The sequence below is a fragment of the bacterium genome (genome assembly GCA_031082185.1).
Classification (GTDB): Bacteria; Sysuimicrobiota; Sysuimicrobiia; order Sysuimicrobiales; family Humicultoraceae; genus VGFA01.
Genome location: JAVHLI010000017.1, coordinates 1 through 14,623 on the forward strand (window position 1 = coordinate 1; position 14,623 = coordinate 14,623).

The window sequence follows — 14,623 nt, forward strand, 5'->3', positions numbered from 1 at the left end:
CAGCATGAGATCCTCCTGGGCGATCCGAAACCCATCGTTGGTGGACCGCATTACCTCAAGGCGGCGCTGACCCACCTCTGTCGCCGGGTCGGCTATCAGCACGCAGTAAGAGCGCGCCGGGCCGCGACCGACCCTGCCGCGCAGCTGGTGGAGTTGGGCCAGCCCGTAGCGGTCCGCGTCCTCGATGATCATGATGGAGGCGTTGGGAATGTCAATCCCCACCTCGATCACCGTGGTGGCCACCAGCACGTCAATCGTGCCGGCACGGAGGGCCTCCATTCGCTCCTCCCTCTGGGAAGGGGAGAGGCGGCCGTGCAATACGTCCAACCGTATGCCCTCGAGCGGCCCCGCCGCCAACTCGCGCGCCAGCTCGACCGCCGATCGCACCTGCACGGCCTCCGACTCCTCGATCAGCGGACACACCACGAAGGCCTGCCGGCCCGCAGCCACCTGATCGCGAACGAAGGCGTATACCGCGGGCCTGGATGCGGTAGACCGCACCAGGGTCCTCACGGGATGGCGGCCGGGCGGCAACTCGTCCAGCACCGAGACGTCGAGGTCACCGTAGACCGTGAGCGTCAGGGTACGGGGGATGGGCGTCGCGGTCATCACCAGGACATCCGGGGCCAGGCCCTTCTGCCGCAACCGCGACCGCTGCATCACCCCGAACCTGTGCTGCTCGTCCACAACCGCAAGGCCCAGTCGCTCGAAGATCACCCCTTCTTCCAGCAGCGCGTGCGTGCCCACGATCACGCACCGGTCGCCGCGGCGCAACGCGTCCAGCGTCGCCGCCCGTTCCGAGGCGTCCACGCTGCCGGTCAGCAGGTGCACGCTCACCCCCTGGGGCGCCAGCAGGCGCGCCACGGTCAGGAGGTGCTGTCCGGCCAGGATCTCGGTCGGAGCCATCAGCGCTCCCTGGCTGCCGCCCTCAACGCAGGCCAGCAACGCCGCGGCAGCCACGACGGTCTTCCCGGACCCCACGTCGCCGTGCAGGAGCCGATTCATCGGCACCCCTCCACGCAGGTCGGAGAGGACCTCGCCGATGACGCGCTGCTGGGCGCCGGTAAGCGCGAACGGCAGCGATGCCAGGAGCCGGAACACCGCGCTTCCGAACGGCCGGTATGCCGCGCGCCTGGGTGTGTGGGCCACGGCGCGGCGCTGTTGCAGGATCCCGAGTTGCAGGACCAGCATCTCCTCAAAGGCCAGCCGGCGGCGGCCCGCGGCCTGCGCCTGCTCATCATCGGGAAAGTGCGCAGCCCACAGCGCCTGGTGCAGGTCGGGCAGGTGCAGGCGGCGGCGCAACTCCTCGGGTAGAAGCTCCGGCAGTTCGGCCGCGTACCCATCAAGCGCAGCGCGCACGATCGACCGCAGCGCTCGCTGCGGCAACCCTTCGGTCGAAGGATAGACGGGCACCAGCCGCCCGACCTGCCAGGGCTCGGCGCCCTCCTCCAGCACCTCAACCTCCGGCGACACGAACTGGAGCCCCCGGCCGAGCCGCTCGACCCGCCCGTATAGACTGACCTGCTGGGTGCGGGACAGACGCTGCCCGAGGTAGGGCTGATTGAACCAGACCGCGTGCGCGGCGCCGGTAGCGTCCACCACGCCGGCCCTAACCAGCGTGGTACCCCGTCGCGTCCGGACCGTCTGCACGCGCTCTATCCGAACGATGGCCACCTGATAGGCGCCCTCGGTCAGCCGACCGAGCGGCGTTGGGTTCCGCCGGTCCTCATGGCGACGGGGAAGGTGCAGGAGCAGGTCGTGCACCGTCGTGATGCCCAGCCGGGATAGCATGGCCGCCCGTGAGGGCCCCACGCCCCGCAGGTACTGCACAGGGCTGTGCAAATCCCTCCGGCGCTCCGATGCGGCGACGGTTGGTGGGTGGGTGGAAGCAACGTGACGCCTGGTCATAACTCACCGGCCTGGGTCCAGCCGCAGGTCTGGCTTCTTGTTCGTCGCCACGGTGGGCTCTCCTTGCACGGTTGCGGACCCGGTGGCCCTGTGCTAGAATCCGGCCGTCATCCAGACGCCGGATCACGGCACGCGAACTTGAGAGGTGTGTAATGGCACGACGTTGCACAGTCTGTGGAAAGGGGCCGGTGGCCGGGGGCAGCTTCAGCCATTCTCACGTGCGCACGCGGCGCCGGTTCCTGCCGAATCTTCAGAAGGTACGGATCAAGTTGGAAGGGGCCGAAAAACGGGTCCGGGTGTGTACGGCCTGCCTCAAGTCGCGGCGTGCCAGCCGCGTGAGATAACCACGATCTGATCCGCAGGGGGTCTTACGGCGCTTCCAGGATACGCCACAGCTCGTCGCGGTCGAGAGGCGCCAGCGCCTCGCTCCGGCCCCCGCGGATGATCGTGCGATCGCCCAGATCCAGGTGCCCGACGACCACCGCGGCTGTGCCCTCCTGCGCCAGCTCCGACAGAAGCCGGAGGGGGTCGGCGACGGCTATCAGCATGGCGCCGCTTCCGATCAGGCCCAACGGGTCGGCTCCGAGGGCCTGGCAAATCTGGCGGGTCTCGGGGAGCACCGGAACCGCATCGGCTTCCAGCCGGACCCCACAGCCAGATGCCTCGGCCATCTCCCAAACCCCGTTCAGCACCCCGCCCTCGGTCACATCATGCATCGCGCTCGCTCCGCACCTGGCACCCACGCGCCCCTCGGGCACAACGCTTATCAGGTCGAGAAACCCCCGAGCGCGATCAAGCACCGCCTCTCCCACCAGCGGTCTTAGGCGGTCGGCCAGATCGGCGGCCAGGATCGCCGTGCCCTCGATACCCGCACCCTTGGTTAGGACCACCGCGTCGCCGGGGCGGCCGCCCCCTGCGCTTACAAACCCGCCGGACGGGGCCCGTCCGATGGCCGCGCTCACGACCAGCGACCTGGTCAATCCCGGCGTCACCTCTGTATGCCCACCCATGATCTCAACCCCAACGGTCTGAGCCGCGGCACCGGCTTCGCGCATGATCCTGTCAAGATCCTCCTCAGCGCTGGCCTCGGCCAGCAGGAGGGTCAGCAGCAGGCCCACGGGCTCGGCGCCGGCGGCGGCCAGGTCATTGCACGCAACGTGCACGGCGAGCCGCCCCAGGTGTTCACTCGCGCCTGTGATGGGATCGCAGGTGGCAACACAGACCTCGGCGCCGAAGTCAATGACCGCGCAGTCGCGCCCGATCCCGGCGTGCTCAAGGATGTCGCGCCGATACCCCAGAAACGGAAAGACCCGGGTCCGCAGCTCGGCCGGTGAGAGCTTCCCGACCCTCATCTGGGTCGAACCGGTAGGGCGCGGTCGAAGGCCACCGAAGCCGCCAGGCCGGCGACGGTCCCGACCGAAACCTGAACAAGGTTGTAGGGCACCTCTACGAGGGCGGGCAGCACTCCCAGGCCAAGCAGGTAGGCCTGCGTCACGAAGTAGCCTACGACCATGATCAGCCCGCCGGCCATCATGCCGAACACCCTCGCAGCGATCCGGCTCCCTCCCTGAGAGCGCAGAAGCAGCAGCCCTCCAGCGGCAACCCCCAGAAGCACCGCCGCTGCCACGCGCACGGCAAAGGCTTCTGCCGTCAGCAGAACGACCGCGGCGATCGCCCCGGCACCCAGGCCGAATCGCCAGACCCCTGGGCTGACCGTCCGGGCCACCAGTCCTACGACCGCGCCCTCTAACCCTTTGATGACAAGCGTGAACGGCGCATATTGAGCGTAACCCAACGAGAGATCGGCCAGCGCCGAGCCGACCCCGCCTGAGAGGGCGCCTACCAACGGACCGAACAGCAGCGCCGACGCATAGACGCCGGCCTCGCCCAGATTGAAGAACCCCTTCGTCTGGGGTATGGGGAGGGCGAAGGTCCTCGTGACTACGAAGACAAGCGCCGTCATGACGCCTGATAGGGCGATTTCCCGCGCCTTCACTGTTGTGCTCCCTCGCGAACTACGCGTGGACCCTGGGGACGATGCTGACCAGACTGTTGAGCAGCCGGTGACTGACATCGAGCGCGTGGTAACCGTCCTCTGCGCTCACCCGAGGGCGGGCCTCTCCACGCACACATGCAATGAAGTGCTCGATCTCTGTGCGCAGGGGTTCCTCGCCGTCCAGCGAGATCCGCTGGTGCTCGCCGTTGAAGCGCCGTATGCTGATCGCCTCACGAAGGTAGTCGAGGTGGACGGTACGGTCGGACATCGTGACCTCGGTATCCACGGCCTTGACCGCGGCCACGCGGCTGGCAGTCAGCGTGATTCGGCAGCCGCTCTCCATCGTCAGGTGGCCCACCGCCAGGTCTTCGTGGCTGTTGTGTACGCACACCCCCACGCCGCCCACCTCGGCGACGCGGCCGGGCGCCAGCGAGAGCACGATGTCAATGTCGTGAATCATCAGGTCGAGCACCACGCCCACGTCCATGACCCGGTGCGGATCGTAGGGCCGCACGCGCCGCGCCTGGATGAAGAGCGGCTCTGAGACGATCTCGTGCATCCGATGGACTATCGGCTTGAACCGCTCAACATGCCCCACGAGCATCACCGTACCGCGGAGATCGTTGAGGGCAACCAGGCGCTCTGCTTCCTCAACCGTCGCGGTCATCGGCTTCTCCAGCAGCACGTGCACGCCGGCATCGAGGAAGTCACGGGCCACCCGGTAGTGGTGTATCGTCGGGACTACGACGCTGACGGCGTCCACCCGTCCGATCATCTCGCGGTAGTCCTCGTACCCCCTGACCTCGAAGCGATCCACCGCCGAGCGCACTTCCCTGGGGTCGAGGTCGGCGACACCGGTAAGCGCTACGCCGGGCAGCGATGCCAGAATGCGGGCGTGGTGCCGCCCCCACTGCCCCAGGCCGACCACGCCGATGCGGATCGGGAGAGCGCTCACCGCTGACCCTCGGGAAACGCGCGCACCGCGGACACTATCCTGGCCAGATCGTCCTCCACCAGTGATGGATGGACCGGAAGCGAGAGCACCTCGCCGGTGAGACGCAAGGCGTTTGGGTACGTGCCGTCCAAGCTCAACCGGCGATACGCCGGGGTTTGCGTGACCAGCGACGGATAGTACACCCTGGCACCGATCCCGGCACCGGCCAGGTGGGCAACCAGGGCGTCCCGGCCCTGCCGGACGCGCACGGTGTACTGATGGTAGACATGGCGCAGGCCGTCCGGCTCCACCGGCGGGCTCAGCCACGCAAGACCGCGCAGACCTTCCGTGAGCCGGCGCGCGTGTTCCCGCCGCTGCTGGTTGCGCCCCTCCAGGGCCGAAAGCTGCACAACGCCCATGGCCCCTGCCATCTCGGTCATGCGGAAGTTGTACCCAACGACCTCGTAGGCATACTCCGCCTCGCCACGTGGGTCCACCAGAAGGCGGGCCCGCCGGGCCACGGCCGGGTCGGCGGTGGTCAGAATCCCTCCCTCACCGGTGGTCATGTTCTTCGTCGGGTAGAAGCTGAAGATCGCAGCGTCCCCAAACGATCCCACCCGTCGGCCGCCGGATGCGGCGCCGTGCGCCTGCGCACAGTCCTCGATCAGCAGGGCTCCGTAGCGGTCGGCGAGCGCGCGCAGGGTCACGATGTCGGCGGGCAGTCCGTAGAGGTGCACCACAAGAATGGCACGGACCCCGCCGCGGCGCAGTTGATCCTCAACGGCGCCGGGATCGAGGTTGCACGTCTCAGGATCCACGTCCACGAAAACCGGAAGCGCGCCCACGTGGAGAACGGCGTTGCTGCTGGCCGCGAACGTAAACGGGGTCGTCACAACGCGATCACCGGGACCGATGCCCAACGCGAGCATCGCGACGTCCAGCGCGGCACTGCCCGACGAAGTGGCCACGGCGTGGGGGACGTCTATGTAGGCGGCGAAGGCCGCCTCGAACTCCGCGACCCGGCGGCCGGCAATAAGAACACCGGAGTCGAGAACCTCAAGGACCTGCCGTTTCTCTTCCTCGCCGATAATCGGTCGGGCGATCGAGATCGCCGCCGCGGTGCGTGGGGTCATGCATCACTCCCGATCGATTCCTGTGGGCCACGCCCCATCTTATAGTGTCCGGTAGGCAGGCGCAATCTTCTCGCACCCGGACCGCGGGACCACGGCCTCAGGAAGATGCCTCTTCCAGTTGGCCTTTGAGCCCGGCCAGCATGCTCTCGCAGTTCTTGCGCATCAAGACCTTCAACAGCGAACTGAGCAGGGCGCCCGCCAACGGGATGTCCAGCTCGAACTCGACCTCCATGCTCGTTCGGGTCCCCTCCGGCGTTGTCTCGAAACGCCACGATCCCTCGTACTTGTTGAAGTCCCCCAACCGCTGCCTGAATGTGCAGACGCGCCGCTCGTCATCCCACTCGTCCTCTTCAACCCACCGAATCCGCCGGCCCTGAACGCGCGCCACCCATTCGGTCACGGTACCGGTCGGCAGACGTTCGAGCACCACGACGCTCTCCAAATCCGGCATGAACTGCGGAAAGCGCTCAACGTCCTTGGCGAGCGCATAGACCTTCTCCATGGATGCCCTTATTACCGTAGACGCCTCGACGCTGGCCACGGTCCCGTCCTCCCATGGCGCCAGAACGGCGCCGCTTGTTCTACTTCGGCTTCCCGTACTTGGCCGCGAACTCCTCGTCGGACATCGAGAAGAACTCCTTGTTCATGTCAACGAACTGCTTCCACTGCTCCGGCACGTCTGCCTCGGCGAAGACTGCGGCCACGGGGCAGGCAGGAACGCAGGCCCCGCAGTCGATGCACTCGTCCGGATGGATGTAGAGCATATCGGTGCCCTCGTGGATGCAGTCCACCGGGCAGACCTCGACGCATGCCCTGTCCATAACGGTGATGCACGGCTCAGCGATAGTATAGGTCATGTACGCGCCTCCTTGCAGGGTGGTGGTGTGGAACTGTCTGACTCGACTCGCCTGGCGTATACCAGGAATCCGGTGTGGGCGACCATTCGGTGGGCCGGGCGCACGCTCAGCCCCTCCACGTTCCAGGGCCGCAGCAGGGACTCCACGGTCTCGATCAGCGCGAAGGCCCGGCTTGCGCCGAGCGCCTCCACGGTCCGCTGGACCTGCACGGTCGTGGGGAGATAGGACAGGAAGATCCCGCCGGGCCGCAGCCCGGCTATGGCCGGCCCCACGACCCGCCACGGTTCGGGCAGGTCCAGCACCAAGCGGTCCACGGGCGCATCCGGGATTCCGGTAGTTATGTCGTGCAGCCGCATTACGAGCGTGGGCGTATCGCCCATGTACCGTGCGATGTTCCTCGCAGCGGTCCGCTGGAACTCCTCCCTCACCTCATACGAGTAGACGCGGCCACCGGACCCTACGGCCTGTATGAGTGCCATCGTCAGCGCACCCGACCCCGTACCGGCCTCGGCCACCACGGCCCCCGGATAGATGTCTGCCAACATGAGAATCAGCGCCAGATCCTTCGGGTAGATCACCTGTGCTCCGCGGGGCATGTGCAGGACGTAGTCGGCGAGGGTCGCGCGGACCACGACCAGCCGCTCGCCGCGCGAGCTCTCGACGTGCACGCCATCCGGCCCTCCTATCAGGTCGGCGTGGGCGATCCGGCCTCCCCTTAGGTCGCTGGTTGCACCCTCCGCCAGCCAGATCAAGTAACTCCGCCGCTTGCGGTCCACGAGCATGACCGGATCCCCTGCTGCCAGCGTGCCGGTCGTCCTCATGGGTGGGAGGATGCCCCCGCGCTCTGACGCGCGGCTGCGCGCGCCGTCATGCGACAGAACGCGCAGACCTCCTCGGTCGTCGGCTGGTCGCATTGCCGGCAGGGATGAAGCACCGGGGGCCCGCCGGCGCGGAGCACCGGCGCCAGGCGATCAAGAAAGCCCCAGTAGAACGCCTGCTTGGTGCCGGCGGAGGCGGCCTCCAGACTGTTCAGTACCTCCTTGTGCAACAGCGACCGTGCCCCACGGCTGTGGGGGCACTCCTCGATCACGTAGTCAATCCCCCGCAGCAAGGCGTATGCCGCGCTCTCCCTCTCGGAGGTCCTGTAGAGCGGCTTCACCCTGCGCACCAAGTGAGGGTGCGTCTGCTCCAGGACCGGCGCCTGGCGCGCGAGCTGATCCATGTTCCAGTGCAGAAGATTACCCAACAGCACAGCGGCCTCATCGTCGAGGTTGTGCCCGGTTACGACGGCGGTAAAACCGCCGTCGCGGGCCAGCTTGTTGAAGAGGTAGCGCTTCGAAAGCCCGCATGCGGAGCAAGAATTCCGGCCGCTCGCCTTCGCCAGCGTGCCGATGTCCATCCCGTACTCCGCGCGCAGATCGGCCACGAGCAGCCGCGCCCCGCGCGCCCGGGCGAACTCCTCGGTCCTTGCGCGCGACTCCTGCGAGTAACCACCTATCCCAAGATCCACGTGCAGTCCCGTGGCGTCGTCGCCGCGGCGCAGCAGGATCTCCCACAACGCCAGGCTGTCCTTGCCGCCGGAGACGGCCACCAGGATGCGTTCCCCCGGCCTGAACATCCTCTGCGTGGTGATTGCACGATGGACCTGGGCCTCAAAGAACTCGAGGAAGTGCGGCGCGCAGTATGCGGCGCGATGTCGGCGCACCTCAACCGCGGCGGGCCCCCGACACTTCAGACAGCGCAAGGCGCCCCGTCCGTCGTTCCGCCCGAGATCACCGGGCGGATCTCGATCTCGTCCGCTTCGTCCACCTCGGAATCCGAGGTCAGCAGCGTATCGCCGCGGATCACCAGGTGGGCCTCAGGGTCAAGCCCCAGCTCGGCAAGAATCTGTGAAACCCTCCCCCGGCCCACAATCTCCAGATCGCGGCGCGGGTGGTGCAGCCGGATCTTCACGCCGTGACGCCCCTCGGCCGGACGTGCTCGCCCACCCAACGGACGATCTCCGCCAGGGAGGTGCCGGGGTTGAAGATCCGTCCGATGCCCGCTGCCACCAACCCTGGCATGTCCTCCTCGGGTATGATTCCACCGCCGAACACAACGATGTCCCCGACCCCTCGCTCCCGCAGCAGTGCCGCGATACGGGGGAAGAGCACGTTGTGCGCCCCGGAAAGTATGGACAGGCCGATGGCATCCACGTCCTCCTGGACCGCCGCGGCCACGATCATCTCGGGCGTCTGGTGAAGTCCCGTGTAGATCACCTCGTACCCGGCGTCGCGCAGCGCGCGTGCCACAACCTTGATTCCCCGGTCGTGGCCGTCCAACCCGGGCTTGGCCAGCAGGATGCGGGCGGCGCGTGCCATTGAGGCTCTCCTCTCAGCGGTGCACCACGCGATGATAGCGCGGGACCGGTACCCGGGTCAAACGACCGCCGGCTCGCGGTACTCGCCGTAGACACCCCGAAACACGTCGCAGATCTCACCCAGCGTGGCGTAGGCCCTCACGCACTCGAGGACGTGCTCCATCGTGTTGTCGTGCCCTTCCGCGGCCCTCCGCAGCGCGCTCAGGCAGCGATCCGCCCTCGCCCCATCCCGCCCGGAGCGCACTTCCCGTGTGCGGGAAACCTGCCGGAGCTCCACCTCGGGATCTATGCGCAGGGTCGGGATCACGGGTTCCTCTGCGACCGCGAACTCATTCACGCCCACGATGATCCGCTCGCGCCGTTCGACCTGCAGCTGGAACCGGTATGAGGCCTCGGCGATCTCGCGCTGCGGATACCCCGCCTCGACGGCGGCCACCATCCCGCCCAGATCATCAATCCTGCGAATGTACTCCCAGGCCGCCTCTTCCATCTGGCTGGTCAGCGTCTCAACGAAGTACGATCCTCCCAGCGGGTCCACCGTGGCCGGCACGCCGCTCTCATGGGCCAGGATCTGCTGGGTGCGCAGGGCGACGGTCACCGCCTCCTCGGTCGGCAGCGAATAGGTCTCGTCCATCGAGTTCGTGTGGAGCGACTGCGTGCCGCCCAGCACGGCGGCCAGCGCCTGGAGCGCCACGCGGGCGATGTTGTTCAGCGGCTGCTGCGCGGTCAGGGAGACGCCCGCGGTCTGCGCGTGGGTGCGCAGCCACCACGACCGAGGCTCCCTCGAACCGAACCGCTCGCGCATGATTCGCGCCCACATCCGGCGCGCCGCCCGGAACTTGGCGATCTCTTCAAAGAAATCGTTGTGAACGTCGAAGAAGAACGACAGCCGGGGCGCGAAGGCGTCCAGTTCAAGGCCCGCGGCCAGGCCGGCCTCAACGTAGGCGATGCCGTCCGAGAGGGTAAAGGCCAGTTCCTGCACCGCGGTGCTCCCGGCCTCGCGGATGTGGTACCCGCTGATGCTGATGACGTTCCAGCGAGGCAACTCCCGCGTCCCGAAGACGAGCATGTCCTGAATCAGCCGCAGGCTCGGGCGTGGCGGGACGATCCACTCCTTCTGCGCGATAAACTCCTTGAGCATGTCGGTCTGCGTCGTCCCGCCGAGCCTGTCGCGGGGGATGCCCTGCCTGTCAGCCATGGCAACGTACATCGCCAGCAGGATGTTGGCCGGGGCGTTGATCGTCATCGAGGCCGTCACCCGGTCCAAGGGGATGCCCTCAAACAGCACCTCCATGTCCGCCAGCGAATCAACGGCCACACCTTCGCGACCCACCTCGCCCAGCGCCCGAGGGTGGTCCGAGTCATATCCCATCAAGGTCGGCATGTCGAACGCGACCGAGAGGCCGGTCTGCCCGTGCTCTAGGAGGTAGTGAAACCGCCGGTTGGTGTCCTCGGCCGCGCCGAACCCCGCGAACTGCCGCATCGTCCACAGCCGGCCCCGGTACATCGTGGGGTGAATGCCGCGGGTATAGGGATACTCACCGGGCCTGCCCGGGCTCCCCGCCTCGGGCAATCCGGCCAGATCGTCCGCGGTGTACACCGCCTTGACCGGGATCCCGGAGGGCGTCTCCATCAGCGGCTCCCGCCGATGCTCCGGTCCAGCAGCTCTGCGATGTCCAACGGCCGGACGGCCGTCTCCCGCGCCGCGACCCCGTCCTCAATCATCAGCATGCAGAACGGGCAGGCGGTAGCAACAATCTGCGCCCCCGAGGCCACAGCCTGATCGGTGCGAGCGTGGTTGATCCGCTGGCCGGCTCGGTCCTCGGACCAGTAGAGCCCTCCGCCGGCCCCGCAGCAGAATCCGTTCTCGCGGCATTGGGACATCTCTACGGCCCGCACTCCGGGGATCGCGCGGAGCACGCGGCGCGGAGCGGCATACTCGCCGTTGTGCCGCCCCAGATAGCAGGGATCGTGAAAAGCGACGATGGAATCCATCGGTACCGTGGGTGCGATGCGCCCGGTCTCCACCAGGTGCGCGAGCAGTTGTGCGTGGTGCCAGACCTCGTATCGGCCGCCCATCTGCGGGTAGGTGTGCTTGAAAGTATTGTAACAGTGGGGGCAGACGGTGACGATCTTCTTCACCGCGTACCGGTCCAGTGTCTCTATGGTCTGCCGCGCAAGCGTCTGGAAAAGGTACTCGTTGCCCATCGCCCGCGCGGGATCCCCGGTGCAGGTCTCCTCGTCGCCCAGGATGGCCAGATCCACGCCGGCGGCGTGCAACACCCGCACCAGCGCCCGCAACGTCGAATGGTTCCTCTCGTTCAGGGCCGCCGCGCAGCCCACCCACAGCAGCCACTCGGCACCCTCCCCGCGCGGCAGCGATTTCACATCAATACCGGCCGCCCACGCCGTGCGCGCGATTCCGGCTCCGCGGAAGGGATGTCCCCTGGCTTCCAGGCTGCGCAGCGCCTCCCCCATCAGGTCGGGGACGACGGCCTCCTCCATGGCCAAGTACCGCCGCATCTCAACTATCTTGGGCACGTGTTCGATGAATACGGGGCACGCCTCCATGCAGGCCAGGCAGGTGGTACATCCCCACAGCGCCTCCGCCTGCACGACCCCACCGGCCAGTACCGGACCCGAGACCCCGCCGGAGCGCGCCATCTCATCGCGCAGGTCCAGGATCACCTGCATCGGGGATAGGAGCTTGCCGGTGGTGTTGGCAGGGCAGACGGCGGTGCACCGACCGCACTCCGTGCAGACGTCCAGGTCGAAGAGGTCCTTCCATGTGAGCTCCGAGAACGCAAACGCGCCGAAGCGTTCAACCTTCTCGAAGTCCACGAGGCGCGGGCTTCCCGCGTCCGCCAAGGGGCGCAGGTAGATGTTCACCGGCGCCAGCAGCAGGTGGAAAAGCTTGGAACGCGGGATATAGGCGATGAAGAGCATTGACAGCGCGAAGTGGACCCACCACAGGACCGCGTGGCTGCCCCGTATCGCGGTTGAGCTCATCCCCACCGCGCCTGAGAGGACCGAGATCTGGTACCCCACCGGTGACCAGGGACCCCATGGATCGCGGGTTCCGGCGATCCGCAATCCCTCAACCAGGAAACCGGTGAGAAGAATCGCCCCCAGGAACCAGAGAATGACACCGTCGGAGAGGATCCCGCGCCGCAGCCGCGGCGACCTGACAACGTAGCGCATCACCAGCGCCGCGGCCACGCCGGCGGTCGCTGCCGCGCCCATCAGATCCAGGGCCAGCGACTGGAAGTACAGGTAGAACGGCCCCCGCATGATCTGCAGCTTCAGGTCCGCCTGGACCAGAACCACCAATGTCCCGACCAGTAGGAACGCAAATCCCCAGAACAGAGCCAGGTGGTAGATCCCGGAGGTGCGATCGGCGAGCAGCCTCCCGTGGGCGGCCACGTGGAGCAGGACCGAGCGCAGGCGAGGCCAGATGGGCGTGAGGCGGTCCACCGGCTGGCCCCTTCGCCACATACGGAAGTGTTGGTAGAGGCCGTGTCCGAAGGCAGCGATGGCTGCGGCGGCCAGCAGGTACATGATGACCACGCCGATCTGAGGGATGTTCCAGTAGATTTCGCGAGTTGGGACCAACGGGTCCATGGCTGCGGGCTACAGGCCCTTGAGCTCCTTGATCTTGGCGATCAGGGGCGGTACGACCTCCCGGAAGTCGGCGACGATGCCGAGGTGGGCAACCGAGAAGATCGGCGCCTCCGGGTCTCGGTTGATCGCGACGATCATGCGCGAACCGGACACGCCTGCCACGTGCTGCGTGGCCCCTGAGATGCCCACTGCCACGTACAGGGCCGGACGGATGGTCTTGCCGGTCTGGCCCACCTGCCAGCTCAGCGGCACCCACCCGGAATCCGCGGGCGGCCGGGACGCTCCCACAGCCCCTCCCAGCGTAGACGCCAGCTCGCCGAGTTGGGCAAAGCCCTCGGGCCCTCCCATACCGCGCCCACCGCCAATGACGACCTGCGCGTCTTCCAGGCCAACATCCGACTGCTCGCGCAGCACCTGGCGCACGCGCGTCGGCAGGTCACCGGGGTCCATCTCAACCGTCAGGTCCTCCACGGTTCCAGCCACCGGAGATGGAGCCGGAACGTCGAGCGACCTGGGCTTCATCGAGAACACCGCCGGCCTGCGGGTTACCGCCATGGTCGCCACGGCCCGGCCTCCGTAGACCTGCCGCCGCGCAACCACGGCACCGTCGCCGGAAGCGAGCTCAGAGCACTCCGTTACCAGGGCCGCCCCGAGCCTCCAAGCGAGCCGGGCGGCGAGGTCGCGGCCCATTGTGTCGGCGCTGATAAGCACGACCTCGGGACGCTCGATCCGCGCCACCTGTTCGATCACCCGCAGGTAGGCATCTGACTCCCCCGCGGTCAGGAGCGGGTGGTCCACCCGGAGCACCCGGGCCACGCCGTGCCTGTGCAAAGCCTGGGGCGCATCGACCAGACCAGGCCCGGACCCCAGCAGCACGGCGGTCACGCCCAGGCCGAGCGGTCCACTAATCGCGTGCGCGCCGGCGACCAGTTCGAGACTGGACCGGCTCAGCGTGCCGTCAGGCGCAGTGGCAACTACCAGGATGTCAGGCATCTCTCCGCTCCTCTGTTTACAGCAGTTTCTGGTCGCGTAGCCGCTGAACCAGTGCCTCCACCTGCTCGACCGGCTCGCCGGTCAGGAACTCGCAGCGCGACGTGCGTTCGGGCACCACCACCCCGCGCACCTCGACTCCTGCGCCGACATCACCGGCAGACGCGGGGGTGAGATCTCCGGGCGACCAAGTTTGAACCGGCTTACGCTTGGCCGCCATTATGTCCTTGACCTTGGGCAGGCGGGGGCGATTGGACTCGTCGCTCGTAACCGACAGCACGGCGGGCAGGCGCACCTCGACAAGATGGTGCCCGTCCTCCACCAGGCGCCTTACCAACGGCGCGCCGTCTCCTGCCTCGATGCGGGATACGAAGGTTACGCAGGCGGCGCCCAGGTCCTCGGCCAGCAGAGGAGCCACCACGCGCTCCGCCCAGTCCGCGGACTCGCACCCGGTCAGGATCAGGTCGGTCGGTCCAATCCGCCGGATTGCCGCGGCGAGCGTGCGGGCCTTCTCGGCCCCGGAGAGCTCCGGCGCCCGGGGATCGTCCACCACGATCGCCTCGTCCGCGCCCATGGCCAGCGCCAGGCGTATCGCCTCGCTGACCGCGGCCGCCGGGCCCAGGGTGAGCACCTTCACCTTGGCTCCCGAGGCGTCCTTGAGCTGGAGGGCCACCTCCAGCGCATTCTCGTCGTAGGTGGAGATCACCAGCGGGCGCCCATCGCGCACCTGCCTCTGCGTGCCCGGATCTACGGCGAAGTCCCGTATCGGCAGTTCAGGGTCCACAACCTGCTTCAAGCAGACGACGACGTCCATCACGCCTCCCT

The 14,623-nt window shown here is 67.5% G+C and carries 16 protein-coding genes; 1 reads left to right on the plus strand and 15 read right to left on the minus strand.

The window, feature by feature from the left end:
* Positions 1 to 1,908 (minus strand): ATP-dependent DNA helicase RecG (gene recG, locus RDU83_12530; GenBank protein ID MDQ7841828.1); only part of this gene is annotated, 1,908 nt, incomplete at its 3' end.
* A gap of 152 nt (positions 1,909 to 2,060) precedes the next feature.
* Between recG and rpmB the strand changes: the two genes are divergently transcribed.
* Positions 2,061 to 2,252 (plus strand): 50S ribosomal protein L28, encoded by a 192-nt coding sequence (rpmB, locus tag RDU83_12535; GenBank protein ID MDQ7841829.1) that lies wholly within the window; start codon positions 2,061 to 2,063, stop codon positions 2,250 to 2,252.
* 24 nt (positions 2,253 to 2,276) lie between these two features.
* Here the strand turns inward: rpmB and RDU83_12540 are convergent, their stop codons facing one another.
* The 14 genes from RDU83_12540 to RDU83_12605 all read right to left on the minus strand — a co-directional run bounded on the left by RDU83_12540 (position 2,277) and on the right by RDU83_12605 (position 14,612).
* The gene (locus RDU83_12540; GenBank protein MDQ7841830.1) at positions 2,277 to 3,260 is read right to left on the minus strand and encodes an AIR synthase family protein; all 984 of its coding nucleotides are present in this window, start codon (positions 3,258 to 3,260) and stop codon (positions 2,277 to 2,279) included.
* On the minus strand, positions 3,257 to 3,904 hold the full coding sequence (locus tag RDU83_12545; protein ID MDQ7841831.1) for an ECF transporter S component: 648 nt from the start codon (positions 3,902 to 3,904) through the stop codon (positions 3,257 to 3,259). Before RDU83_12545 ends, RDU83_12540 begins: the two co-directional genes overlap by 4 nt.
* 19 nt (positions 3,905 to 3,923) lie before the next feature.
* Positions 3,924 to 4,859, minus strand: coding sequence for a Gfo/Idh/MocA family oxidoreductase (locus tag RDU83_12550; protein ID MDQ7841832.1), 936 nt, complete (start codon positions 4,857 to 4,859; stop codon positions 3,924 to 3,926).
* On the minus strand, positions 4,856 to 5,971 hold the full coding sequence (locus RDU83_12555) for a DegT/DnrJ/EryC1/StrS family aminotransferase (protein MDQ7841833.1): 1,116 nt from the start codon (positions 5,969 to 5,971) through the stop codon (positions 4,856 to 4,858). The genes RDU83_12550 and RDU83_12555 overlap by 4 nt, the downstream gene beginning before the upstream one ends.
* A gap of 97 nt (positions 5,972 to 6,068) precedes the next feature.
* Positions 6,069 to 6,512, minus strand: a complete 444-nt coding sequence (locus RDU83_12560) for a DUF2505 family protein (GenBank protein MDQ7841834.1) — start codon at positions 6,510 to 6,512, stop codon at positions 6,069 to 6,071.
* A gap of 40 nt (positions 6,513 to 6,552) precedes the next feature.
* Complete coding sequence (locus RDU83_12565; protein MDQ7841835.1) at positions 6,553 to 6,828, minus strand: ferredoxin family protein; 276 nt, start codon at positions 6,826 to 6,828, stop codon at positions 6,553 to 6,555.
* Complete coding sequence (locus RDU83_12570) at positions 6,825 to 7,649, minus strand: tRNA (adenine-N1)-methyltransferase (GenBank protein MDQ7841836.1); 825 nt, start codon at positions 7,647 to 7,649, stop codon at positions 6,825 to 6,827. The genes RDU83_12565 and RDU83_12570 overlap by 4 nt, the downstream gene beginning before the upstream one ends.
* Positions 7,646 to 8,533 (minus strand): ATP-binding protein, encoded by an 888-nt coding sequence (locus tag RDU83_12575; GenBank protein MDQ7841837.1) that lies wholly within the window; start codon positions 8,531 to 8,533, stop codon positions 7,646 to 7,648. Before RDU83_12575 ends, RDU83_12570 begins: the two co-directional genes overlap by 4 nt.
* A 26-nt stretch (positions 8,534 to 8,559) precedes the next feature.
* Entirely contained in the window at positions 8,560 to 8,781 is a 222-nt protein-coding gene (locus RDU83_12580; GenBank protein ID MDQ7841838.1) for a thiamine biosynthesis protein ThiS, read from the minus strand.
* On the minus strand, positions 8,778 to 9,188 hold the full coding sequence (locus RDU83_12585) for a cobalamin B12-binding domain-containing protein (protein ID MDQ7841839.1): 411 nt from the start codon (positions 9,186 to 9,188) through the stop codon (positions 8,778 to 8,780). The genes RDU83_12580 and RDU83_12585 overlap by 4 nt, the downstream gene beginning before the upstream one ends.
* Before the next feature lie 57 nt (positions 9,189 to 9,245).
* Positions 9,246 to 10,820, minus strand: a complete 1,575-nt coding sequence (locus tag RDU83_12590) for a methylmalonyl-CoA mutase family protein (GenBank protein ID MDQ7841840.1) — start codon at positions 10,818 to 10,820, stop codon at positions 9,246 to 9,248.
* A complete protein-coding gene (locus RDU83_12595) occupies positions 10,820 to 12,808 on the minus strand; it encodes a (Fe-S)-binding protein (protein ID MDQ7841841.1) in 1,989 nt (662 codons plus the stop codon). Before RDU83_12595 ends, RDU83_12590 begins: the two co-directional genes overlap by 1 nt.
* Positions 12,809 to 12,817: 9 nt before the next feature.
* Complete coding sequence (locus tag RDU83_12600) at positions 12,818 to 13,801, minus strand: electron transfer flavoprotein subunit alpha/FixB family protein (GenBank protein ID MDQ7841842.1); 984 nt, start codon at positions 13,799 to 13,801, stop codon at positions 12,818 to 12,820.
* Between the two features lie 16 nt (positions 13,802 to 13,817).
* Positions 13,818 to 14,612 carry an electron transfer flavoprotein subunit beta/FixA family protein gene (locus RDU83_12605; GenBank protein ID MDQ7841843.1) on the minus strand — a complete coding sequence of 265 codons (795 nt, stop codon included), beginning with the start codon at positions 14,610 to 14,612 and terminating at the stop codon, positions 13,818 to 13,820.
* Positions 14,613 to 14,623: the final 11 nt, after the last annotated feature.